This window comes from Lentzea sp. NPDC020367, from assembly GCF_044387305.1.
Lineage (GTDB): Bacteria > Actinomycetota > Actinomycetes > Mycobacteriales > Pseudonocardiaceae > Lentzea.
Genome location: NZ_JBIRVV010000002.1, coordinates 764,775 through 790,634, shown reverse-complemented (window position 1 = coordinate 790,634; position 25,860 = coordinate 764,775). Strand labels below are relative to the sequence as shown.

Genomic DNA, 25,860 nt, shown 5'->3' with positions numbered 1-25,860 from the left:
ATATGAGCGAACCGGACCCGTGTCTCCTCTCGACTGACGAGCTGCTGAACAGCGTCGTCAGCGAGGTCGTGGAGATCAGGGTTCGTGAGCACGCGGTGCTGCGGAAGCTCGCTGAACTGGACCGTCGCGGCGCGGCCGCCGAGCTCGGGTACAAGGACCTGCCGCAGGTGCTGCGGCACGCGGTCCGCTGGGACCTGAAGACCGCCCGGCAGTGGCTCGCGAACGCGCACGCTCTGAGCCACGACATCACCCCGACGGGCAGCAGGCTGGAGCCGGAACTCCCGGTGACCGCCGCCGCGGTCGCGGACGGCACGCTCTCCGCCGACCACATCTCCGCCGTCGCCGAGGTGATGAAGAAGCTTCCCGCCGCGGCCGAGGCCCCGGTGGTGGAGTTCGCGCAGGCTCATGAGCCGAGCGCGGTCCGCTCCTTCGGCAGGGAACTGGCCTACCGCCTGTACCAGGACGACCCGGAGCCCCGCGACACCGAGCCCGCGCCGCCGACGAACCAGCACGTGATGCGCTGGAAGGGCGAGTGCCTGGAGATCTGGGCGAAGCTCGACAAGATCACCGGCGCGAAGTACGAGGCTCTGATGGACCCGCTGGCCAAGCCGCGCCCGGAGACGCCCGAGGAAGGCCCGGACCTCCGCACGCGCTCCGAACGCGAGGGTGACGCGCTGGCCGAGCTCGTCGACCTGGTGCTGCGCGCCGACCAGCTGCCCGAGCACGGCGGCGAACCGGTCAGCCTCACCCTGACGATGCGCTACGAGGACCTGGTGAGCCAGGAGGGTCAGGCGATGCTCGACAACCGCGAGCGCATCCCGGCCGCCGAGGCCCGTCAGCTCGCCTGTAACGCCGGCATCATCCCGCTGGTCCTGGGCGAGCGCTCCCAGCCGATGGACATCGGCCGCAAGGCCCGCACCTTCCCCGCCGCGATCCGCCGCGTGCTGGTGGCCCGCGACCAGGGCTGCGCCTTCCCCGGCTGCGAGCGCCCGCCGAAACACTGCGACGCCCACCACGTCCGGTTCTGGTCCAACGGAGGCGAGACCTCCGTCGGCAACGCCGTGCTGCTGTGCCGCAACCACCACCGCCTGATCCACCACAGCGAGTGGGAGATCAGGATGGTGCAGGGCCTGCCGCGGTTCCACCCACCGGGCTGGCTGGATCCAGACCGTGCCGCCCGCCGCAACGTGCTCCACGACCTCGATGACGAAAACCCCAAGACGAGACACACCGACAGCCCCAGCACGTTGGTGCCGAGCTGGGTGTTGCCGCCACCGCGTTCTCGCCCGGCCCCGGCCTTGGTCTAGCGCACCAGTGGCAACTGCGCCTTCAGGTCGTTCACCAGTGCGGGCAGGTCGGCCCGGTCCGCGGCGAACCCGAACACGTAGTAGTCGGGCCGCACCAGCGCCGCGACCTTCCTGTACCCGGCCAGCCAGGGCAGGTAGAGCCGCTCGACGTCCACGACCTCGTGCGCCCGAGCGATCTTCGGTGGAATCCCGGCCGGCATCACCCGCACCAGGTGCGTCCCCAGCGACTTCAGGAACTCCAGCTCGTCCTCGCCCAGCGCCTCGTACGGGTCGAGCGTCGTGATCAGCTGCCACCCGCGTCCGACGACGTCGTCGAACCGGTCCCGCTGGGTTCCCCGCGCCACCACGCCCTGGGGCGAGAGTTCGCCGTGCGGCAGGGTGATGTCCGGGGTGCGCCGGACGATGCCGTCCTCCAGCGCGTAGGCGGACGGCGCGAGGTCCACACCTTCGGGCTTGGCCTGCATGGCGATCAGGAACGCGTCCCGCCGCGCGGCGGCCACCGGGTCCAGTTCGGACACGATCTTGCCCACCTCGATGGACATCTCGATCGTGTGCCGCACCTGCAGAGCGCGTTCGGCCTGGTACGCGTCGAGCAGGGAGTCAGAGGCCAGGTCCCGCAGCACCAGGTCGAGCTTCCACGCCAGGTTCACCGAGTCGCGGATGCCGGAACACATGCCCTGGCCGGCGAACGGCGGCATCAGGTGCGCGGAGTCCCCGGCCAGCAACATCCTGCCGTTGCGCCACTTGTCCGCCATCGCCGCCTGGAACGTGTAGACGATGTTGCGCGTCAGGTCGGCGTTCGCGGGGGTCACGTCATAGGGCGCCAGGAGCTCCCACATGCGCTCCACGGTGGACATCTCTTCGATCGACTCGCCGGGCAGCCGCATGAACTCCCAGCGCCGGTGCCCGCGGCCGGACGCGACGATCGTCGTCGGCCGGGCCGGGTCGCACACCTGCACGTCGTTCGGCCGGAACGCGCGCTTCTCGTGGAAGACGACGTCGACCAGCAGCCAGTCGTGCTTGAAGTTCAGGTCGATCATCCGCGAGCCCATGACGTCGCGGACGAAGCTGTTGGCGCCATCGCACCCGATCACAAAGGACGCCGTGACGTCACCCTCGTGGTCCGGGCCGGGCGCGGTGATCGACACGTGCGAGCCGTGGTCCTGCACCGCCTCCACCTTGTGCCCGAACAACGTCGTGATGTTCGGCAAGGTCAGCACGTGTTCGCGCAACGCCCGTTCGAACGTCGGCTGGTGCATCACGGTCGCGATCGGCCAGCCGTCGCGGCCGGGCTCGTACGGTGCCTCGAAGCTGAACAGTTCGCGGCCCTCGGCGTTCTGGAACATGTACTGCCCCAGGGGTTCGCCGAGTTCCATCAGGTCGGCGCCGATGCCGGCCGAGGCGAACGAGCGGGCGGTCTCACCGTCGAACGCGACCACGCGCGGGAAGGGGTACTGGCCGCGGTACTTCTCCAGCAGGACGACCCGCCATCCCTTGTGCGCGAGGAGGATGGACAGAACGAGGCCGACCGGGCCGCAGCCGACTACCGCGACGTCGGCGGTGTGTGACTTCATCAGTTTCCCTGTCTGCCTGGGGGAATCAGAACACCGAGTCGATCACTCCGAGCGCCTGTTCGGGGTTCAGCCGCGGGTCGCAGAGGGTCTCGTAGCGCGCGGAGAGAGCGTTCTCGTCGGGGACGGACCCGCCGACGCACTCCGTCACGTCCGTCGCGGCCACTTCCAGGTGCAAGCCGGCCGCGTGCGCGCCCTCGGTCTCGAGGATGTGCCGGAACGCCGTGGCCTCCTCGATGATATGGGTGACATGTCGAGTCTTTCGCCCAGATTCGGCGGCGACCGTGTTGCCGTGCATGGGGTCTGAGATCCAGACGACGGGGTGCCCGGCGCGCCGCACGGCGCGCACGATCGGCGGCAGGGCGACGTGGACGTCCTCACGGCCCATGCGGACGATGAGCGTCAGACGGCCGGGCGTGTGGTGCGGGTCGAGCAGCTGGCACAGCCGCACGACGGTCTCGGGGTCGGCGGTCGGGCCGACCTTCACACCGATCGGGTTCGCGATCGCCGAGAACATGCTGACGTGCGCGTTCTCGAGCTGGCGGGTGCGCTCACCGATCCACGGGAAGTGCGTCGAGGTGAGGAACTGCTCGCCGGTGCGCTCGTCGGTGCGAATGAGCGCGTTCTCGTAATCCAGCACCAATGCCTCATGAGCTACCCACGGGCCACCGGACAGTTCCTCGACACTTCCCGACCAGTGGGCGCGCACTTCTCGGATGACGGCGGCCGACGCGTCGTAGGCCTGCAACATTCGCTCCGGATCGTGCCTGCGGGCGAAAACGCCGGGCTCGGACGAATTGACCAGCTCACCGCGGAACGACGGCAGATCGACTCCGTCGATCGTTTCGAAGTTGCTCGAGCGGGGCTTGGCGTACTGCCCGGCCATGCGTCCGAAACGAGCCACTTGCTGCCCGGTTCGTTCCGCCAGCCGAGACGCGATGCGACCGATGTTGCGCACCTTTCGGGAAGTTGTCACCGGGTCGGCGTCCGAAAACGATTCCGCGCAGTCGCCGAGCTGCAGGACACGCGCCTCACCGAGCGCGGCGAGACCCAGGGCACGTTTCGCCTCGCGAATTTCGGAATGCGCGACCAGGGGGAGCGCGCCGGACAGTTCGGCTTCGATCAGGTCGTAGTCGGGGTGGTGGTGCCAGTGCGGCTGCTGCGTCGCCGGCAACGTCATCCACGGGGCCGCCGTCTGCGTCTGCGTGAACTCGGTCAGCTTCACCGTCTGAGGCATTGTTCTCGCTCCTGTCTCTGGTTCGGCCGGACGAGTCAGGCGATGACGCCCTCGATCTCCACGAGGAGATCGGCGCGGCAGACGTCGACGTTCAGGTACTGGACGCGGGCGTTCGGGGAGAAACGCTCCTCGCACATCCTGCGGACCGTGGGGATGTCGGAGCGGTGGCGGACGTACACCTTGATGTTGTCGAGGTTCAGCAAGGAATTGCCCTGCTTGATCTCGTAGTCCGCCAGGTTCTCGTCGGAGACGAGGTGCTCGATGTTGTCGAGCGACAACGTCACCTGCGCCACGATGTCGCCGTCGTGCAGGGTCTCGTGGCCGCGGATGCTGGCGGTGCCGGCCACGTAGATCTGCCCTGACCTGCGGTCGGTGTGCGTGGCGGCGAGATAGGTGGCCCGCGCGAACTTGGGCGGGCGCGGGCCGTACTGCCGCGGGTAGTGGTAGGCGGCCATCTGCTTGGAGTTCTCCACCGACGTCAGCGCGGCGGAGCGGGAGGCGAGGAAGTAGAACGCGATCCCGCCGCCCTGCGACCCGATTCCGGTCGCGCTCGGGACCTCCTTGTCGCCGAAGTGGAAGAGTTCGAACGCCTCGGCGCGGCCCTTGCAGAAGTCCCGGTAGATCTCCAGGCCCTCGGCGTTGTCGCCGTTGATGTCGTTGAGGAAGTTCCACATGCGGAAGCAGTTCTTGTAGCCGAGGCCGTCCATCAGGTCGAGCGCGGCGACGTAGGCGGCGCGGGTGTCCTCGGTGTAGCGGCCCGTCGGGGCGATCCGCCCGGCGACGAGGAGGTACTCGCCGTCGTGGGCGTAAACGACGCCGTGGTGCTCGCCGGTCTCGACGGTGCCGGTGGTCGTCCACACCTCCGCGAATGCCTCGCCGAGGTCGCTCGCCATGTGCAGGTCGAGGGTGAGGAGGCCATTCTCGACGCGCGGGTCGGTGCACTCGGTCGTGTAGTTGACAACGCCGAGAACGTTTCCGGTGGCCGCGACGTGGCTGACTTCGGTCAGGCCGGTGAACACCGAGCCGGGAAGGTTCACCTTCTGCTGCGCCTGAGTCATTGGAATGCCCCTCCGAGGAGTAGGTAAAGAATTTTGCGAAGTGAAGCCGAATTATTGTTTCCGGCTGCTCTTCCGGGCCGGTGATCAAAGATTAGCCACCGGGCGGGCTCCGCAAAACGGCTGCGCCAGGAGAAAGCACTTTCGGCCGGATGATAGGGGGGTCCTAGGGGGGTGCTAGGGGATTTCCTACTTACCGGCGAGATGAGGCCGAGGCTAGCATCGCTCGAGGTGCAGGCCACGTCTCCAGTAAGCCAGTAAATAGGGAGCGACGTCGGGATGTTTCGAACCGAACTGATCCGGCCGTTGTCCGAACTGCTGCGCCACCACGCCGCGAACCAGCCGGAGAAGGTCGCGTTCGCGGACTCGCGCCGTGCGGTCACGTACGCGGACCTGGAACTGCGCACCCGGCGGCTCGGCGGGCATCTCGCCGGCCTGCGGCTGCAGCCGGGTGACCGCGCGCTGATCTTCCTGGGCAACAGCGTCGACATCATCGAGAGCTACCTGGGCGTCACGCGTGCGAACGCGGTCGCGGTGCCGTTCAACCCGCACTCCGCCGACGCCGAGCTCGCCTACGTGCTGGACGACAGCGGTGCCCGCGTCGTGATCACCGACTTCGCGCACCTCGACCAGGTCCGCAAGCTCCTGCCGGGCCGCCCCTACCTCCAGGTGGTGGTGAGCGGCGACGAACCGCTCCCGCGCGGCGGTTCCGTTGTGTCGTACCAGGAACTGACCTCGACGGATCCGGTCGTTCCCGCGCGGGACGACCAGGGCCTCGACGACGTGGCGTTCATGCTCTACACCTCCGGCACCACCGGCAAACCGAAGGGCGTGCTGTCGACCCAGCGCAGCTGCCTGTGGTCGGTCGCCGCCTGCTACGCCCCGGTCATCGGCCTGAGTCGCGAGGACAAGGTGCTGTGGCCGTTGCCGCTGCACCACTCCCTCGCTCACGTGCTGTGCGTCGTCGGCGTCACGGCGGTCGGTGCCTCGGCCCGCATCCTCGACGGGTTCGCCGCGGACGAGGTGCTGGCCGCGCTGGAAAGCGACGACTACACGTTCATGTGCGGTGTTCCCGCCATGTACCACCATCTTCTGGAAGTCGCCCGCACGCGCGAGGTCTCCGCGGGCACGGTGCAGCGCTGCCTGACCGCGGGTGCCGCGTGCCCGCCGGCGTTGCGCGTCGAGTTCGAGGCCCTGTTCGGCGTCGCGCTGCTCGACGGCTACGGCAGCACCGAGACGTGTGGCCTGATCACGGTGAACTGGCCGCAGGGCACCAGGGTTCCGGGGTCGGTCGGCCTGCCGGTGCCGGGCCTCGCGGTGCGGCTGGTCGACCCGGACACCCACGTCGACGTGGACGTCGAGGCCGAGGGTGAGGTGTGGGTGCGCGGACCGAGTCTCATGGCGGGCTACCACAACCAGCCGGAGGCGACGGCGCAGGCGATGCCGAACGGCTGGTACCGCACCGGCGACCTGGCCCGCCGCGACCTGTACGGCTACGTCACGATCACCGGCCGCGTCAAGGAGCTCATCATCCGCGGCGGCGAGAACATCCACCCCGGCGAGGTGGAGGAGGTGCTGCTCAAGGTTCCCGGTGTCGCCGACGCCGCGGTGGTCGGCAAGCCGCACGACATCCTCGGCGAGGTGCCGATCGCGTTCGTCGTGCCCGGCAAGGAGGGTCTCGACCCGGTGCGCCTGTACGACGCCTGCCGCGAGCAGCTGTCGAACTTCAAGGTGCCGGAAGAGCTGTACGAGATCGACCACATCCCGCGCACGACCTCGGGCAAGATCACCCGGCACGTGCTGCTCGACCGCCCGGCCAGGCTGCGGGCCGCGAGCGGCGGGCAGCACGAGTCGTTGCTGCGCATGGACTGGGCGCCGATGCCGTCCGTGCGGACCAACAGCCTGGAGCTGGCCAAGCGCTGGGCGGTCGTCGGCCCGGACGTGTTCGGGCTGACCGCGTCGCTGGCGTCCGCCGGTGTGCACGTCGCCACGCATCTCGACGCGGCGTCGCTGCACGTGTCCGTTGTGGACGGAGAGCCCGCTCCGGACGTCGCGGTGCTGTGCTGTCCCGACGACATGGACACCGGCGGCAAGCTCACGACGGCTGCGCAGGAGGCGTTGCGCAAGGTCGGTGGTGTGCTGCGGACGTGGGTGAACGACGACTGGTTCGCGCACTCCCGCCTGGTCGTGCTGACCCGCGGCGCGGTCGCCGCCGGCGTCGAGGACGTGCGCGACCTCGTGCACGCGCCGGTGTGGGGACTGCTGCGGTCGTTGCAGGTCGAGTTCCCGAACCGGTTCACGCTGATCGACATCGACGACCTGGAGCCGTCCACCGTCATGCTGCCGCTCGCGGTCGCCGCCGGTGAACCGCAGCTCGCGATCCGCTCGGGCATCGCGTTGATGCCGCGGCTGAAGCGCGTCTCGGCGTCGGTCGACAGCGACGAGGTGCTGCGCATCGATCCCAAGCGCACCGTGGTCGTGACCGGTGCGGACGGCACGATGGGCGCCGCGCTGACCCGGCATCTCGTCGCCGCGTACGGCGCGCGCCACCTGCTGCTGATCAGCCCGCGCGGCCGCGCCGACGAGGCGACCGCACAGCTCGAGTCGGAACTGTCCGCGCTGGGCGCGAAGGTCGCGGTCGCGGCCTGCGACGTGGCGGACCGCGCTGCGCTGGCCGAGGTGCTCGGCAAGCTCAAACGGCCGATCACCGCGGTCATCCACGGCGAGGGCGAGCATCCCGCGAAACCGATGGCGAACGTGCCGCGCTCCGACGTGTTCCGGTCCGTTGTGGACGGTGCGGTGAACCTGCACCAGCTCACGAAGAGCGGCGACGTCACCGCGTTCGTGATGCTCTGCACGGTCGCCGGCGCGCTGGGCCTGGTCGGTTCCGGCGAGCAGGCGGCGGCGAACTCGTTCCTCGACGCGCTGGCCCGCTACCGCCGCAAGCGCGAACTGGCCGCGACGTTCCTCGCGGTCGGGTCGACGGACGCGCCGACCACGGCGTCGCGCGTGGGTGAACTGTCGGCGCACGAGTTCTCCGCGATGTTCGACGTTGCGACCTCGGCGGGGCTCGCGCAGGCCGTGATCATGCGGATCAACAGCGCGGCGCTGCGCGAGCAGACGTCGTCGACCGAGGTCCCGGCGTTGCTGCGCGGCCTGATCGACGTCTCCGCGCGGCTCGCCACCCCGGACGAGCGTGACCTCTCCGCCTTACGCCAGCGCCTGGTCGCGATGTCACCGGAGGAGCAGGACATCTTCCTGCTCAACCTGGTGCGCACCGAGGTCGCGGGCGTGCTCGGGCTGACCGGCGCCGAGCGCGCCGAGTCGAAGAAGACGTTCCGCGAGCTCGGCCTGACCTCGGTGACCGCGGTCGACCTGCGCAACAGACTGACCGCCGCGACCGGTTTACACCTGTCCGCGCCGGTCGCGTTCGACTACCCGACCCCGGCCGTGCTGGCCCGGCATCTGCGGGCGGAGCTGCTGGGCGAACGGGCTTCCGTCCTGCCGCTGGAGATGGCGCGGTCGGCGCCGGACGAGCCGATCGCGATCGTCGGCATGGCCTGCCGCTATCCCGGTGGGGTGTCCTCGCCGGAGGACCTGTGGCGGCTGGTGATGGCGGGCGGCGACGTCGTGTCGCCGTTCCCGGCGGACCGCAACTGGGACCTGGAGAAGCTGCTCGACGGCGCCTCGCACACGCGCAGCGGCGGGTTCCTGCACGACGCCGCCGACTTCGACGCCGAGTTCTTCGGGATCTCGCCGCGCGAGGCGCTGGCGATGGACCCGCAGCAGCGGCTGCTGCTCGAAGTCTCGTGGGAGGCCCTGGAACGCGCGGGCATCGACCCCGCCTCGCTGCGCGGCACCAACGGCGGTGTGTTCGCGGGCGTCATGTACCACGACTACGGCGCCGGGCTGCTGGACGCGCCCGCCGGGACCGAGGGGTACTGGACGACCGGCACCGCGGGCAGCGTCGTGTCCGGTCGCGTCGCCTACACCCTGGGGCTGCAGGGACCGGCCGTCACCGTCGACACCGCGTGTTCGTCGTCGCTGGTCGCGTTGCACTGGGCCGCGCAGTCGCTGCGGTCGGGCGAGTCGTCGATCGCGCTGGCCGGCGGTGTGACGATCATGTCGACGCCGCAGACGTTCGTGGAGTTCTCCCGGCAGGGCGGACTGTCGGCGGACGGCCGCTGCAAGGCCTTCTCCGACTCCGCTGACGGCACGGGCTGGTCGGAAGGCGCCGGTCTCGTGGTGCTGGAGCGGTTGTCCGACGCCCGCCGCCACGGTCACACCGTTCTCGCGGTGCTGCGCGGTTCGGCGATCAACCAGGACGGCGCGTCGAACGGCCTGACCGCGCCGAACGGTCCGTCGCAGCAGCGCGTGATCCGGCAAGCGCTTGCGTCCGCCGGATTGTCCACTTCGGACGTCGACGCGGTGGAGGCGCACGGCACCGGCACGACTCTGGGCGACCCGATCGAGGCGCAGGCGTTGCTCGCGACCTACGGCCAGAACCGCACCGATTCCTCCGGGCCGCTGTGGCTGGGATCGGTGAAGTCGAACATCGGCCACACGCAGGCCGCGGCCGGCGTCGCGGGCGTGATCAAGATGGTGATGGCGTTGCGGCACGGCACGTTGCCGCGCACCCTGCACGTGACTTCGCCGACAGCCCACGTGGAGTGGAGCAGTGGCCGGGTCGAGCTGCTGACCTCGGAGCAGCCCTGGCCGTCGGTGTCACGGGAACGCCGGGCCGCCGTGTCGGGTTTCGGTGTCTCCGGCACGAACGCGCACGTGATCCTGGAGGAGGCACCCGAGGTCGAGGTGACGGCGGAGGAGCCGTCGTCGGTGCTCTCGGTGGTGCCGTGGGTGGTGTCGGCCAAGAACTCCGCCGCGTTGGACGCGCAGCTGGAGCGGTTCCGGTCGGTGCAGGCTCCCGTTCTGGACGTCGCGGCGTCGCTGGTGTCGACGCGGACGCAGCTGGAGCACCGCGCCGTGGTCGTGGACGGCATGGAGATCGCCCGTGGCGTGGCCTCGGAGCGTCCGCTGGCGGTGCTGTTCTCCGGGCAGGGTTCGCAGCGGCTCGGCATGGGACGCGAGCTGTACGAGCGGTTCCCCGTGTTCGCCGCGGCGTTCGACGCGGTGCTGGAACACCTGGACGGCACGCTGCGCGACGTCATGTGGGGCCACGACTTCGGCACGTTGAACGAGACCCGGTACACCCAGCCCGCGTTGTTCGCGATCGAGGTGGCGCTGTTCCGGTTCGCCCAGTCGTTCGGTGTGCGGCCGGACTTCGTGGGCGGGCACTCGATCGGCGAGATCGCCGCCGCGCACGTCGCCGGTGTGCTCTCACTGGAGGACGCGTGCCGGCTGGTCGACGCGCGGTCGCGGCTGATGCAGGCGCTGCCTTCGGGCGGGGCGATGGTCGCGGTGCAGGCCACGGAGGAGGAACTGCTGCCGCTGCTGGGTTCCGACGTGTCGATCGCGGCGGTGAACGGGCCGCGTTCTGTCGTCATCGCGGGCGCCGAGGACGGCGTCGAGGCGGTCGTGGCCCGGTTCGCCGATCGCAAGACTAAGCGTCTCCCGGTCAGCCATGCGTTTCACTCGCCCTTGATGAACCCGATGCTGGACGACTTCCGCGCGGTCGTCGAGGGACTGTCGTTCTCCGAGCCGAAGATCCCGGTCGTGTCGAACGTGACCGGGCAACTCGCCCTGCGCGAACAGCTGACCTCGCCGGAGTACTGGGTGCGGCACGTGCGTGAGGCCGTGCGGTTCTCCGACGGCGTGCGCGCGTTGGGGCGCCAGGGTGTGTCGGCGTTCCTCGAACTCGGCCCTGATGGCGTGCTGTCGGCGCTGGTGGCGGAGATGACCGAGACGGGCGCGGTGCCGCTGGACACCGCCGTCGTGCCGATGCTGCGCCGCGAACGGCCGGAGGAGTCCTCCGCGGTGTCGGCGTTGGCACGCCTGCACGTCGTGGGAGTGCCAGTCGACTGGTCCGTGCTGTTCGACGGCACCGGCGCGGTGCGCGTCGACCTGCCGACCTACGCGTTCCAGCGTTCTCGTTTCTGGCCGGAACCCGAGGCCGAGGTCGGCAGGGCCGATCCGCTCGACGCGGCGTTCTGGCAGCTGGTGGAGAACGACGAGCTGGCGTCCGTGCTGGAGCTGGATCCCGACGTCGCGGCGGCCGTCGTGCCGGCCCTGTCGTCGTGGCGGACACGGCAGCGGTCGCAGTCCATTGTGGATTCCTGGCGGTTCAGGGAGTCGTGGGACCGGCTCTCGCTGTCCGGTGCCTTCTCCGGCGCGTGGCTGGTCGTCGTGCCGCCGGGGGAGCAGGACACCTGGACGCGGGACGTCGTGGAGATCCTCGGTGGTGTCGCCGTGCCGCTGGACAAGGTCTCGGGGCTGGCCGGCCGGGAGTTCACGGGCGTCGTGTCGCTGCTCGGCGTCGCGGACGACTCGGGTGACGTGCCTTATCCGCTGGCCGGAACTGTGGAGCTGCTGAAGGCCCTCGAGGGCATCGAGGCTCCGTTGTGGACTGTGACGCGCGGCGCCGTGTCGACCGGGCACGGGGACATCGTGACGTCGCCGGTGCAGGCCGCGTTGTGGGGCATGGGCCGGGTCGCCGCGCTCGAGATGCCGCGCCGGTGGGGAGGCCTGATCGACCTGCCGGGCGGCGTGGACAACCAGATCGCGCAGGGTCTGCAGGCCGCGCTGAGGAACTCGCTCGGCGAGGACCAGATCGCGGTACGCGGGAACGGTGTGTTCGCCCGCCGACTGGTGCCCGCGCCGCGCGGTGAGCACGGCGAGGACTGGGCGCCGTCTGGCACGGTCCTGATCACCGGTGGCACCGGGGCGCTGGGCGGGTTCGTAGCCCGTTCCGTTGCCGCGCGGGGTGCTTCGCGCATCGTGCTGACCTCCCGTCGTGGCTCGCTCACCCCGGGGATCGAGCACCTGGTGGCGCAGCTCGAAGGCTTCGGCGCCGAGGTCTCCGTCGAGGCCTGCGACGTCGCCGATCGCGCCGCTCTCAAGGAACTGCTGGACGGTCTGCCTGATCTGAGGGCTGTCGTGCACTGCGCCGGAATCGACAGTGGCGACGCGCCGCTCCTGGAGTTGTCCGCCGGCCAGCTCGGGGACCTGTTGCGCGCCAAGATGGTGGCGGCACGCAACCTGCACGAGCTGACCGGACGTCTCGACGCGTTCGTGCTGTTCTCGTCCGGTGCGGCGGCGTGGGGCAGCGGTGGCCAGCCCGCCTACTCGGCCGCGAACGCCTACCTGGACGGACTCGCGCAGTTCCGGCGCGGTCAGGGCTTGGCGGCGACGTCCGTGCAGTGGGGCGCGTGGGCCGAGGCCGGCATGGCGACCGACCCGCACGCCTACGACCAGCTGCGCCGCCACGGCGTGCTGCCGATGGATCCCGACCTGGCGCTGACCGCGCTGCTGCAGGCGGTGTCCGACGGGGAGACCGTCCTGACCGTCACGAACACCGACTGGGCTCGGTTCGCCCCTGGCTTCACCGCGTCGCGTCCGTCGCCGTTGATCTCCTCGATTCCCGAGGTCGTCGCGGCACTGACGCCCGAGGCCGACGTGGCCGGCGCCGAGGTGGCGTTGCAGGAGAAGCTCGCGGGCCTGTCGGAGGCCGATCGCTCGCGGGTGCTGCTGGACCTGGTGCGCTCGGAGGCCGCCGCGGTGCTCGGCTACTCCGGTGTCGAGTCGATCCATGCCGAGAAGGCGTTCCGCGACCAGGGTTTCGACTCGCTGACCGCCGTGGAGATGCGCGACCGCCTGAAGTCCGCGACGGGTCTGCCCGTGCCGTCGGCGCTGGTGTTCGACTACCCGACGCCGCGCCTGGTCGCCGAGCACCTGCTCACCGGCCTGTCCGCCGCGACGGACGGCTCCGCGCTGGCCGAGCTGACCCGGTTCGAGGCCGCGGTGGCGTCGTCGCCCGCCGATCACGACGCGATCCGCGAGCGCCTGGAGAAGCTGCTCGGGCGCCTGAAGAAGCCGGTGTCCACTTCGGACGACGACATCCGCAACGTCTCCGTCGAGGACCTCCTGAACATCATCGATGACGAGTTGCTCGACCTCTCGTAGAAGCAGTGTTTGCCCGCACGAAATGAGGACGGACCAGTGCAGGAAGAGCAGCAGGACAAGGTTGCCGACTACCTGAGGCGAGTCACGGTCGAGTTGCGCCGGTCTCGCGAACGCGTCCTCGAACTGGAGCAGAAGCACAGCGAGCCCATCGCGATCGTGGGCATGTCGTGCCGCTTCCCCGGCGGGGTGACCACACCCGAGCAGCTGTGGGAAGCCGTTGTCGCCGAACGTGACCTGGTCTCCCCGTTCCCGGTCGACCGCGGCTGGGACCTGTCCTCGTTGCGCGACCAGTCGCTGGCGCAGGAGGGCGGGTTCCTGACCGACCTGGCCTCGTTCGACGCGGACTTCTTCGGCATCTCGCCGCGCGAGGCCCTGGGCATGGACCCGCAGCAGCGCATGATGCTGGAGCTGACGTGGGAAGCCCTGGAGCGCGCGGGTCTGGATCCTTCGTCGTTGCGCGGCTCGCAGACCGGTGTCTTCGTGGGCACGAACGGCCAGGACTACGCGGACCTGGTGTCGGTGGACGGCGACGGGCACGCCTCCACCGGCCTCATCGCGTCCGTGCTGTCGGGCCGTCTCTCCTACACGTTCGGCTTCGAGGGCCCGGCGGTCTCCGTCGACACAGCCTGCTCCTCTTCTTCTGTCGCCATGCACCTCGCGATGCAGGCTCTGCGTGGCGGTGAGTGCTCGCTGGCGCTGGCCGGCGGCGTGACGATCATGGCGACGCCGAGCTCGTTCATCGAGTTCACCCTGCAACGCGGCCTAGCCTCCGACGGCCGCTGCAAGGCCTTCTCCGACTCGGCCGACGGCGTCGGCTGGGCCGAGGGCGCCGGCATGCTGGTCTTGGAGCGCTTGTCGGACGCCGTGGCCGCGGGCCACCACGTTCTGGGTCTGCTGCGCGGTTCGGCCGTCAACCAGGACGGTGCCTCCAACGGTCTGACCGCGCCGAACGGCCCGTCACAGCAACGCGTGATCCGCGCCGCGCTGGCCTCCGCCGGCTTGGCGCCCACCGACGTCGACGCCGTGGAGGCGCACGGCACCGGCACCACCCTGGGCGACCCGATCGAGGCAGCCGCCCTGATCGCCACCTACGGCCAGGACCGCGCCGTCCCGCTCTACATCGGCTCCATCAAGTCCAACATCGGTCACACGCAGGCGGCGGCGGGCGTCGCCTCGGTGATCAAGGTCGTCCAGGCGATGCGGCACGGCGTCCTGCCACGCACCCTGCACGTCACCGAACCTTCGTCCCACGTGGACTGGACGGCGGGCTCGGTCTCGCTGCTGACCTCCGCGACCTCGTGGCCGTCCGTCGACCGGCCGCGCCGCATCGGCATCTCGTCGTTCGGCGTCTCGGGCACGAACTCCCACCTGATCCTGGAAGCGCCGCCCGCACCGGAATTGCCCGCACCGGAATTGTCAGACCTGCCTGAGACGATAGAGATGGGGGCCTCACGCCCCCTGGGGGCCGGCCAGTCGGAATCGATTCCGTGGCTCGTCTCGGCCAAGTCCGAGGCAGCGCTCACCGCTCAGATCGCCCAACTGCGCGACATCACGGCGGAGGCGAAAGACGTCGGCCACGCTCTGGCATCGCGCACGCTGTTCGAGCACCGCGCGGTTCTGCTCGACGGTGCGGAGATCGCGCGCGGCACCGCCGGCGAGAAGCAGCTCGCGATGCTGTTCAGCGGTCAGGGCTCCCAGCGTCTCGGCATGGGGCGCGAGCTGTACAAGGCGTTCCCGGCGTTCCGCGCCGCGTTCGACGAGGTCGCCCAGCACCTCGACGTGAGCGCGATGTGGGGCGACGACGCCGAGGCCCTCGACCAGACCGGCACCGCGCAACCCGCGATCTTCGCGCTGCAGGTCGCGCTGTACCGCCTGCTGGAGGGATTCGGCGTCAAAACCGACCACGTCGCCGGCCACTCGATCGGCGAGATCGCCGCCGCACACGTCGCGGGCGTGTTCAGCCTCGAAGACGCCTGCACGCTCATCGAGGCCCGAGCCCGGCTCATGCAGGCCCTGCCCACCGGCGGCGTGATGATCGCGCTCCAGGCCACCGAGGCCGAGGTGACCCCGCACCTCACCGCGGGCGTGTCGATCGCCGCGATCAACGGCCCGGACTCGCTCGTCGTCGCCGGTGCGGAAGACGAAGCCCGCGCGGTCGTCGCCCGGTTCGAGGGCCGCAAGTCGAAGCAGCTCCAGGTCAGCCACGCGTTCCACTCGCCGCTGATGGACCCGATGCTGGACGACTTCCGCGCCGCCATCGGGCATCTGACCTTCCACGCCCCCACCATCCCGGGCCTCGGCGACGTCGCGAACGCCGACTACTGGGTCCGTCATGTCCGCGCCACGGTTCGCTTCCACGACACCGTGCAGGCCCTGGGCGACAAGAGGTTCCTGGAGATCGGCCCGGACGGTGTGTTGTCCGCGTTGGTCGACGGCGTCCCCTCCCTGCGCAAGGACCGCCCCGAAACTCAGACCCTGATCACCGCGCTCGCCCGCCTTCACGTCGCGGGCACCGACGTCGACTGGACGCCGTTCTACGAAGGCGCCACCAGGACCGACCTGCCGACGTACGCGTTCCAGCGCCAGCGTTTCTGGCCGTCCACCGCGAAAAACGCCGACGCGTCCGGACTCGGCCTCACCGCCGTCTCCCACCCCCTGCTCGGCGCGGCGGTGGAACTGGCCGACGGCCAGGGAGTCGTGTTCACCAGCAGGCTCTCGGCCGCCACCCAGCCGTGGCTCGCGGACCACGTCGTCGGCGGCCGAACCTTGTTCCCCGGCACCGCTTTCGTCGAACTCGCGTTGCGCGCCGCCGACGAACTCGGCCTCGACCGGCTGGACGAACTGACCCTCTCCACACCGCTCGTGCTGGGCGACCAGGTGCAGCTCCAGGTCGCGGTCGGTGCTCAGGACACGGCAGGACGCCGCTCCATCACCGTGTACTCCCGGCTCGACCCGGACACGCCGTGGCTCGAACACTGCACCGGTTATCTCGCGTCCGGCACCGCGACAGTCCTGGACACCGCGGTGTGGCCGCCGCGAGGAGCGGAACCCGTTTCCCTCGAAGGGTTCTACGAGCGCCTCGCGGACAACGGCTTCGCGTACGGACCGGCGTTCCAAGGCCTGCAAGCGGCCTGGCGCGTCGGCGACGACGTCTACGCCGAGGTCGCCATCGCGGACGAGACCGATCGCTACGGCCTGCACCCCGCTCTGCTGGACGCCGCCCTGCACGCCGCCGACCTCAGCACGTCCGAGGGCGGTATGCCCTTCGCGTGGCAAGGCGTCTCGCTGCACGCGACCGGTGCGTCCGCGCTGCGCGTGCGGATCCGGCCTCAGGGCGAGTCGTTCGCGATCACCGCAACCGACCCTCACGGCACTCCGGTCATCTCGATCGACTCGCTCGTCACCCGCCCGATCCCCGCCGACGGCTCCGGAATCGCGCGCGAAGCCCTGTTCCACGTCGACTGGACCCCCGTCGCCCTCCCCACCGAGACCGCCGCGGTCGAGATCGAGCACGTCGTTTCCGAAGGCTCCCCGATCGAGTCCGCGCACGCCCTGACGTCGCAGGTGCTCGCCCGCCTGCAGCAGTGGATCGCCGACGAACGGCAGGACCGCCTGGCGTTCGTCACGCGTCCCGGCGACCTGGGTGCGGCGGCGGTGTGGGGCCTGGTGCGGTCGGCGCAGACCGAACACCCGGGCCGTTTCGTGCTGGTGGAGGCGGATGGCGACGTTCCGGCGGAGATCTTCGCGCTGGACGAGCCGCAGATCCGGTTGCGCGGCAACGAGGTGTTCGTGCCTCGGCTGGCCCGCCTGACCCCGGCCGGCGAGTTCTCCTGGCAGGGCAAGGTTCTCATCACCGGCGGCACCGGCGGACTCGGCCTGGTGATCGCACGTCACCTCGTCGCCACGCACGGCGTCCGCGACCTGCTGCTCGTCTCCCGGCGCGGCGAGGCCGACGTCACGGAACTGGAAGCGTTGGGCGCACAGGTCACCGTCGAGGCGTGCGACGTCTCCGACCGCGCCGCCGTCGCCGACCTGTTGGCACGTCACGAGGTTCGCGCGATCGTGCACACCGCTGGTGTCCTCGACGACGGCACCGTGGAGTCTCTGACGCCCGACCGCGTCGGCACCGTGTTGCGCCCCAAGGTGGACGCCGCCTGGCACCTGCACGAGCTCGCGACTGACCTCGATGCCTTCGTCGTGTTCTCCTCGGTCGCGGGCACGATCGGCACGGCCGGCCAGGGCAACTACGCCGCCGCCAACGCGTTCCTCGACGGCCTCATCGAGCACCGCCGCGCGAACGGCCTGCCCGGCACGTCGCTCGCGTGGGGCCCGTGGATCGCGGGCATGCTGTCCGGCGCCGACGCGGAACGCATGGCGCGCACCGGAATCCCCGGCATCACCGTCGAGCAGGGCGTCGAGCTCTTCGACGCGGCCATCACCGCCGGCAACGCCGTTCCCGTGCGCCTCGACCTGCCCGTGCTGCGCGGCCGCGGCGACATCCCGCCGATGTTGCGTGGCCTGATCAAGACCCGCCCGCGCCGCGTCGTGGCGGGCTCGGACACCGCCGTCTCGCTCACCGGCCGCCTGGCGTCGCTCGACGCCACCGCACGCCTGGAAGCGTTGCTGGACCTCGTGCGTGGCCAGGTCGCCACCGTCCTCGGCCACGCGGGCACCGACGAGATCGACCCCGGTCGCGCCTTCCAGTCACTCGGTTTCGACTCACTCACGGCCGTCGAACTCCGCAACCAGCTCACCGCCGTCACGGGCCTGCGCCTGCCCGCGACCCTGATCTTCGACTACCCGAACGCCGGCGTGCTCGCCTCCTTCCTGCGCGACGAACTCTTCGGCGCCGACACGGTCGTTCCGGTGGCGCAGGCGCGTTCCGCGATCTCCGACGACCCGATCGTCATCGTCGGCATGGCCTGCCGCTACCCCGGAGGCGTGTCGTCGCCGGAAGACCTGTGGCGCCTGGTGGTGGACGGCGTCGACGCCGTCACCGACATGCCGACCAACCGCGGCTGGGACGTCGGCGCGCTCTACCACCCGGACCCCGACCACATCGGCACCTCCTACACCCGCTCCGGCGGCTTCTTGCACGACGCACCGCTGTTCGACCCGGCGTTCTTCGGGATGTCCCCGCGCGAAGCCCTCGCGACCGACTCGCAGCAGCGCCTGCTGCTCGAGACCGCCTGGGAATCCCTGGAACGCGCCGGCATCGACCCGGTTTCGTTGCGCGGCAGCGCGACCGGCGTCTTCGCGGGCGTCATGTACACGGACTACTCGGTCGTGATCAGCGGCAGCGAGTTCGAGGGCTACCAGAGCATGGGCAGCGCCGGAACGTTCGCGTCCGGCCGCGTCTCCTACACCTTTGGCTTCGAGGGCCCGGCCGTCACGGTCGACACGGCTTGCTCTTCTTCTTTGGTGGCACTGCACCTGGCCTCACAGGCCCTGCGCAACGGCGAGTGCACCCTCGCACTCGCCGGCGGCGTCACGGTGATGTCGACGCCGTCCACGTTCATCGAGTTCTCCCGCCAGCGCGGACTGTCCGCCGACGGCCGCTGCAAGTCCTTCTCCGACACCGCGGACGGCGTGGGCTGGTCCGAGGGCGTCGGCCTCCTCGTGCTGGAACGCCAGTCCGACGCGATCCGCAACGGCCACACCGTGCTGGCGGTCGTGCGTGGCTCGGCCATCAACCAGGACGGCGCCTCGAACGGCCTGACCGCACCGAATGGCCCCTCCCAGCAACGCGTCATCCGCTCGGCCCTGGCCTCCGCGGGCCTGACGGTCGTCGACGTCGACGTGGTCGAAGCGCACGGCACCGGCACGACTCTGGGCGACCCGATCGAGGCCCAGGCGCTCCTCGCCACGTACGGCCAGGACCGCGCCGAACCGCTCCTGCTCGGCTCCATCAAGTCGAACATCGGCCACTCCCAGGCCGCCGCGGGCGTCGCGGGCGTGATCAAGATGGTGCACGCGATGCACCACGGCCTCGTCCCGGCCACGCTGCACGCGGACGAACCCTCCACCCACGTGGACTGGGAGGCCGGCGACATCACCCTGGTCACGACGTCCACCGAGTGGCCGGCCGCCTCACGCCCGCGTCGCGCCGGTGTCTCGTCGTTCGGCGTCTCGGGCACGAATGCGCACGTGATCTTGGAAGCGCCGAGTGCTCCAGAACTGTCAGACCTGCCTGAGATGATTGAGATGGGGGTCTCGAGCCCCCTGGGGGCCGGCCAGTCGGAATCGATTCCGCGGGGTGGCGCGGTGCCGTGGTTGCTCTCGGCTAAGTCTGCGGCGTCGCTGGACGGGCAGGTCGAGCGGGTGCTCGCGCTGGAGGGTGATGCGCGGGACATCGGGTACTCGCTCGCGCTGAAGACGACCTTCGACCACCGGGCCGTGGTGCTGGGCGGGCAGGTCGTCGCCCAGGGTGCGGTGAGTGGGAAGCCGCTCGCGTTCGTCTTCTCCGGACAGGGTTCGCAACGGCTGGGCATGGGACGTGAGCTGTACGAGGCGTTCCCGGCGTTCGCGCAGGCGTTGGACGAGGTGTTGGAGCACCTCCAAGGCGTCCGCGAGGTCATGTGGGGCAACGACGCCGAGGCCCTGAACCAGACCGGGTACGCACAGCCCGCGATCTTTGCGGTCGAAGTGGCGCTGTACCGGTTGCTGGAGTCGTTCGGCGTACGGCCCGGCCAGGTCGCCGGGCATTCCATCGGCGAGATCGCCGCCGCGCACGTCGCCGGAGTGTTCAGCCTGCAAGACGCTGCCAAGCTCGTCCAGACGCGGGCGGCGCTCATGCAGGCGTTGCCGGCCGGTGGCGCGATGGTGTCGGTGATCGCGTCCGAGGAGGAAGTGCGCGCCCAGCTGACCGAGGGCGTGTCCATTGCCGCCGTCAACGGGCCGCGGTCCGTGGTCATCGCCGGTGTGGAAGCGGAGGTCCTCGCCCTCGCGGAGAGCTGGAAGCACAAGCGACTCCGCGTCAGCCATGCGTTCCACTCGCCGCTCATGGAGCCGATGCTGGACGACTTCCGCGAGGCGATCAGCGGGCTGACGTTCCACACACCGGCCATTGGAATGTCGACATCCGGAGATGTCACCACGGTCGGCTACTGGGTCGACCACGTCCGCGACACCGTCCGCTTCCACGACAACGTCACGCGGCTGGGCGACGTCACGCTGGTCGAGATCGGACCCGACGCGCAGTTGACGTCGATGGTTGACGGGTTGATTCCGACGTTGACGCGGGTCAAGTCCGATGTTGAGTCAATGTTGACTGCACTGAGTCAAGTACATGTCGACGGAATCAATGTTGACTGGGCGCAGCTGTACACCGGCGGTCGACGGGTCGACGTGCCGACGTACGCGTTCGAGCACCAGTCGTACTGGCCGGAGAGCACCGCGAAGTCCGACGTCAGGTCGGCCGGGCTCGGTGCGGTGGAGCACCCGCTGCTCGGTGCCGCGGTCGAGCTCGCGGGTGGCGCCGGCTACCTGTTCACGGCGCGGCTGTCACGCCGGTCCTGGCTCGCCGATCACGCCGTGCACGGTGCGGTGCTCGTGCCGGGCGCGGCGCTGGTCGAGCTGGCGGTCCGGGCGGCGGACGAGGTCGGGCTGGATCGCGTCGAGGAGCTCACGCTCGCCGCGCCGCTGGTGCTGCCGGAGAGCGGCGGCGTCCAGGTGCAGCTGATCGTGGGCGTCGAGGAGAACGGCCGCCGCTCGATCACCGTCTACTCACGGGCCGAGGCCGCGGTCGACGAGCCGTGGACGGAGCACGCCACCGGTGTGCTCGGGTCCGGTGGGACCGTCGACGAGGTCGGCGAATGGCCACCGAACGCCGAGGCGATCGACGTCGCGGACGCCTACGAGCGGTTCGCGGAGAGCGGGTTCGAGTACGGGCCCGCGTTCCAGGGGCTGCGGGCGGCGTGGCGGAGCGGCGACACCGTGTTCGCCGAGGTCGCGTTGCCCGAGGGCGTGTCGGTGAACGGCTTCGGGCTGCACCCCGCGCTGCTCGACTCCGCACTGCACGCCGCGCTGCTCGTGGACGACGGCGCCGGGCTCCCGTTCTCGTGGGAGGGCGTCCAGCTGCACGCCACGGGCGCGACGGCGTTGCGCGTGAAGCTGACCCGCACCGGCGGCAGCCTCGCCATCGCGCTCGCCGACACCACCGGCGCACCGGTCGCGTCGGTGGACGCGCTCGTGGTGCGCGCCGTCTCGGCCGAGCAGCTCAGCACGACCGACCGCGACTCGCTGTTCCGCCTGGACTGGGTCGAGGTCGGCCTGCCCGCCGAGTCCGCCGCAGACGTCGTGGTGGAGCACGTCGTCGCCGAGGGCGAAGTCGTCCAGGCAACTCACACACTCGTGGCGCAAGCGCTCCAGCGGCTTCAGGAGTGGATCGCGGACGAGCGGCCCGAGAAGCTCGTGTTCGTCACCGGCAAGGGCTGCCTGGCGGGCGCGGCGGTGCGAGGCCTCGTGCGATCGGCGCAGACCGAGCACCCCGGCCGGTTCGGCATCATCGACACCGACTCCGGCGAACTCGTCGCACGGGCATCCGGCATCGACGAGCCCGAGCTGATCATCCGCGACGGCGTGGTGAAGGCCGCCAGGCTCGCGCGAGCGGACAACGCGCGGAGCGAGGTCATCTGGCAAGGGCCGGTGCTGATCACCGGCGGCACCGGTGGACTGGGCGGCGTCATCGCGAAACACCTTGTCGCGCAGGGCGTCGAGGACCTCGTGCTGGTCAGCCGACGCGGCGAGAAGCCCGCCTGGGTCGCCGACCTGGACGCGCGCGTCACCGTCGCGAAGTGCGATGTGTCGGACCGCAAGGCCGTGCAGAAGCTGCTGAAGAAGCACCCGGTCCGGTCGATCGTGCACGCCGCCGGGGTGCTGGACGACGGCGTGATCGAGTCGCTCACGCCGGAGCGCCTCGCGACCGTGCTCAAGCCCAAGGTCGACGCCGCGTGGCACCTGCACGAGCTGGCGGGCGACCTCGACAGGTTCGTGCTGTTCTCGTCCGTTGCCGGCACGCTCGGCAGCGCGGGCCAAGGCAACTACGCCGCGGCCAACGCGTTCCTAGACGCGCTCGCCGCGCACCGGCCTAACACCGTCTCGCTTGCCTGGGGTGCCTGGGAAGGCGGCATGGCCGGGCATCTGTCCGAAGTGGACGTCGAACGCATGCACCGCGCCGGCATGCCCCCGATCTCGGTGGAGCAGGGCGTCGAGCTGTTCGACGCGGCCATCGCGCACGGTGCCGGCGCGCTGGCGCCGTTCCGGCTCGACCTCGCCGTGCTGCGGGCCAAGGGCGAGGTGGCGCCGGTACTGCGAGGCCTGGTCCGGACGCGCTCGAAGCGTTCGGTCGCCGGCTCGGACACCGCGGTCACGCTCGTCTCCCGGCTGTCCGCGCTCTCCGAGACCGACCGGCTCGAAGCGCTGCTCGACGTCGTCCGCGTGGAGGTCGCCGGGGTTCTCGGCCACGTCAACGCCCAGGTGATCGACCCGGCGCAGCAGTTCCGCGACCTCGGCTTCGACTCGCTGACCGCCGTCGAACTGCGCAACCGCCTCACCGCGTCGACCGGCATCCGCCTGCCCGCGACACTGATCTTCGACTACCCGACGTCCGGCGCGCTGGCCTCCTACCTGCGCGACGAGCTGCTCGGAGCCGTTGCCAACACGCCGAACCTGCCCGCGCCGACGTCCACTTCGGACGATCCGATCGTGATCGTCGGCATGGCCTGCCGCTATCCCGGTGGCGTCACGACGCCGGAAGAGCTGTGGCAGCTGGTGATGGACGAGGTCGACGCCGTCACCGGGTTCCCGTCCGATCGCGGCTGGGACCTCGAAGGCCTCTACCACCCGGATCCCGACCACATCGGCACCTCCTACACGCGGTCCGGCGGGTTCCTGCACGACGCGGCCGAGTTCGATCCGTCGTTCTTCGGCATGTCGCCGCGGGAGGCGCTGGCGACCGACACCCAGCAGCGCCTGCTGCTGGAGACCGCCTGGGAAGCCCTGGAGCGCGCGGGAATCGACCCGTCGTCGTTGCGGGGCAGCGCGACCGGTGTGTTCACCGGCCTGATGTACAACGACTACCAGTCCGTCGTCGGTGGCGGCGACATGGAAGGACACCAGGGCCAGGGCAGCGCGGGCAGCGTCGCCTCGGGCCGCGTGTCCTACGTGTTCGGGCTGGAAGGCCCTGCCGTCACGGTCGACACGGCGTGCTCGTCGTCGCTGGTCGCGATGCACTGGGCGATCCAGTCGCTGCGGTCGGGGGAGTGCTCGCTCGCGCTGGCCGGCGGCGTGACGGTGATGTCCACGCCGTCGACGTTCATCGAGTTCTCCCGGCAGCGCGGAGTTTCCGAGGACGGGCGCTCGAAGGCGTTCTCCGACTCGGCGGACGGTGTGGGCTGGGCCGAGGGCATCGGCCAGGTCGTGCTGGAACGCCAGTCCGACGCGCTGCGCAACGGCCACCGCATCCTCGCGGTCGTCCGTGGTTCCGCGGTCAACCAGGACGGCGCGTCCAACGGCCTGACCGCCCCGAACGGCCCTTCACAGCAACGAGTCATCCGCGCGGCCCTGGCGTCCGCCGGTCTCACGGTCACCGATGTCGACGCCGTCGAGGCGCACGGCACCGGAACGCCGCTAGGCGACCCGATCGAGGCGCAGGCGCTGCTCGCCGTCTACGGCCAGGACCGCGACGAACCGCTGCTGCTCGGCTCCGTCAAGTCGAACATCGGCCACTCGCAGGCCGCAGCCGGTGTCGCGTCGGTGATCAAGATGGTGCAGGCGCTGCACCACGGCGTGCTGCCGCGCACCCTGCACATCACCGAGCCGTCGTCGCACGTCGACTGGGAGGCCGGCGCCGTCGAACTGCTGACCTCGACGCGCGAGTGGCCGTCCGTCTCCCGCCCGCGTCGCGCCGGCGTCTCGTCGTTCGGCGTCTCCGGTACGAACGCGCACGTGATCCTGGAAGCGCCGAGCCTTCCCGAAACCCAGTCGGAACCGCAGACCGGTCCGGTTCCGATGCTGGTGTCGGCGAAAACCGCGGAAGCGCTGGAAGCCCAGGTCGAACGGATCCGGGCGGTCGAGGCGAACCCGGTCGACGTCGGGTTCACGCTGGCCGCTCGGACGGCGTTCGACCACCGCGCGGTCGTCATCGGCGAGGACGTCGTCACCGGCCAGGTCACGACCGCGGGCAAGACCGTGTTCGTGTTCCCCGGCCAGGGCTCGCAGTGGGTCGGCATGGGCAGCGAACTGCTCGCCACCAACGAGGTGTTCGCGCGGAAGATCGCCGAGTGCGACGCGGCGTTGCGGCCGTTCGTGAACTGGTCGTTGATCGAGGTCCTTCGCGACGAACTCCCGCTGGACCAGGTCGACGTCGTGCAGCCCGTGCTGTGGGCGGTCATGGTGTCGCTGGCCGAGGTCTGGCGTTCGCACGGCGTCGAGCCGCAGGCGGTCGTCGGGCACTCGCAGGGTGAGATCGCGGCGGCCGCGGTCGCCGGGGCACTCAGCCTCGACGACGCAGCCCGTGTGGTCGCGCTGCGCTCGCAGGCCGTCGACGAGGCGTTGTCGCGCAAGGGCGGCATGCTGTCGGTGCCGTTGCCGGTGGACGAGGTGCGGCCGCGGATCGCGCGGTTCGAGGACCGAGTCGCGGTCGCCGCCGTCAACGGGCCTCGCGCCACGGTCGTCGCGGGCGAGGTCGAGGCGCTCGCCGAGATCGTGCTGGAGTGCGAGACGCAGGGCATCCGGGCGCGCATGATCGCGGTCGACTACGCCTCGCACACCCCGCAGGTCGAGGCGATTCGCGAGCGGGTGCTGGCTGACCTGGCAGAGGTGCGGCCGCGCACCGGCACGATTCCGTTGTACTCCACGGTGACCGGCGAACCGATCGACACCGCGATCATGGACGCCGGCTACTGGTTCACGAACCTGCGCCAGACCGTCGAGTTCCAGAACGCCACCAGCGCCCTGCTGCGCGACGGGTTCCGGTTCTTCGTCGAGCCGAGCGCTCACCCGGTGCTGACGTTCGGCGTCGAGCAGACCGTCGAGCAGTTCGACGCTGAGGCTGTGGTGCTCGGAACGTTGCGGCGCAACGAAGGCGGGCATCTGCTCACCGCGCTTGCGCAGGCTCACGTGCGAGGGCTCGACGTCCGGTGGGACTTCCCCGGCGGCAAGCTGATCGACCTGCCCACGTACGCGTTCCAGCGACGGCGGTTCTGGCCGTCCGGGCAGGCACGGCACGGCGAACATCCGCTGCTCGGCGCGGCGGTCAGCGTCGCGGGCAGCGAGGACGTGCTGTTCACGTCGAGGCTGTCGGCGCATTCCCACCCGTGGCTCGCGGATCATGCCGTCCGCGGCACGGTTCTGTTGCCCGGGACGGCTTTCGTCGAACTCGCGGTCCGCGCCGGCGACGAGGTCGGCTGCGAGAGCCTCGACGAGCTCACCATCTCCGCGCCGCTCGTCCTCGACGGACCAGTGCAGCTGCAGGTCGCGGTGAAGGCCGAGGACGCGAGCGGACATCGCCAGATCGCGATCTACTCGCGCACCGACAACGACGCGCCGTGGACCCAGCACGCGTCCGGCACGGTGTCGACCGGCAGCGCTACCAGCGACTTCGACGCGAC

The 25,860-nt window shown here is 70.4% G+C and carries 6 protein-coding genes (1 of these 6 cut by a window edge); 3 read left to right on the top strand and 3 right to left on the bottom strand.

Going from position 1 to position 25,860, the window contains the following annotated elements:
• Positions 1 to 2 precede the first annotated feature (2 nt).
• Complete coding sequence (locus ACH413_RS10560) at positions 3 to 1,307, top strand: DUF222 domain-containing protein (protein WP_360030654.1); 1,305 nt, start codon at positions 3 to 5, stop codon at positions 1,305 to 1,307.
• On the opposite strand, the gene ACH413_RS10555 is transcribed toward ACH413_RS10560, so the two are convergent.
• Genes ACH413_RS10555 through ACH413_RS10545 form a run of 3 tightly spaced genes read right to left on the bottom strand, consistent with a single transcriptional unit; the run spans position 1,304 to position 5,173 of the window.
• Positions 1,304 to 2,881 (bottom strand): bifunctional 3-(3-hydroxy-phenyl)propionate/3-hydroxycinnamic acid hydroxylase, encoded by a 1,578-nt coding sequence (locus tag ACH413_RS10555; protein WP_360030652.1) that lies wholly within the window; start codon positions 2,879 to 2,881, stop codon positions 1,304 to 1,306. The genes ACH413_RS10560 and ACH413_RS10555 overlap by 4 nt on opposite strands.
• A 25-nt stretch (positions 2,882 to 2,906) precedes the next feature.
• Complete coding sequence (locus ACH413_RS10550; RefSeq protein ID WP_360030650.1) at positions 2,907 to 4,115, bottom strand: 3-deoxy-7-phosphoheptulonate synthase; 1,209 nt, start codon at positions 4,113 to 4,115, stop codon at positions 2,907 to 2,909.
• Between the two features lie 35 nt (positions 4,116 to 4,150).
• Positions 4,151 to 5,173, bottom strand: coding sequence for an FkbO/Hyg5 family chorismatase (locus ACH413_RS10545; protein WP_360030648.1), 1,023 nt, complete (start codon positions 5,171 to 5,173; stop codon positions 4,151 to 4,153).
• Between the two features lie 276 nt (positions 5,174 to 5,449).
• Here ACH413_RS10545 and ACH413_RS10540 point away from each other — a divergent pair, with 276 nt between their 5' ends.
• A complete protein-coding gene (locus ACH413_RS10540; protein WP_360030646.1) occupies positions 5,450 to 13,249 on the top strand; it encodes a type I polyketide synthase in 7,800 nt (2,599 codons plus the stop codon).
• Between the two features lie 36 nt (positions 13,250 to 13,285).
• Positions 13,286 to 25,860, top strand: partial view of a type I polyketide synthase gene (locus ACH413_RS10535; protein ID WP_360030644.1) — the 5' portion only. It continues 14,827 nt past the right edge of the window; the window shows 12,575 of its 27,402 coding nt (coding positions 1–12,575); the start codon lies at positions 13,286 to 13,288; its stop codon lies beyond the right edge, outside the window.

Bases quoted from the DNA above. Each gene is read 5' to 3' on its own strand.
- ACH413_RS10540 (WP_360030646.1), top strand. From the start codon at position 5,450: ATGTTTCGAACCGAACTGATCCGGCCGTTGTCCGAACTGCTGCGCCAC.
- ACH413_RS10555 (WP_360030652.1), bottom strand. From the start codon at position 2,881: ATGAAGTCACACACCGCCGACGTCGCGGTAGTCGGCTGCGGCCCGGTC.
- ACH413_RS10550 (WP_360030650.1), bottom strand. From the start codon at position 4,115: ATGCCTCAGACGGTGAAGCTGACCGAGTTCACGCAGACGCAGACGGCG.
- ACH413_RS10545 (WP_360030648.1), bottom strand. From the start codon at position 5,173: ATGACTCAGGCGCAGCAGAAGGTGAACCTTCCCGGCTCGGTGTTCACC.
- ACH413_RS10560 (WP_360030654.1), top strand. From the start codon at position 3: ATGAGCGAACCGGACCCGTGTCTCCTCTCGACTGACGAGCTGCTGAAC.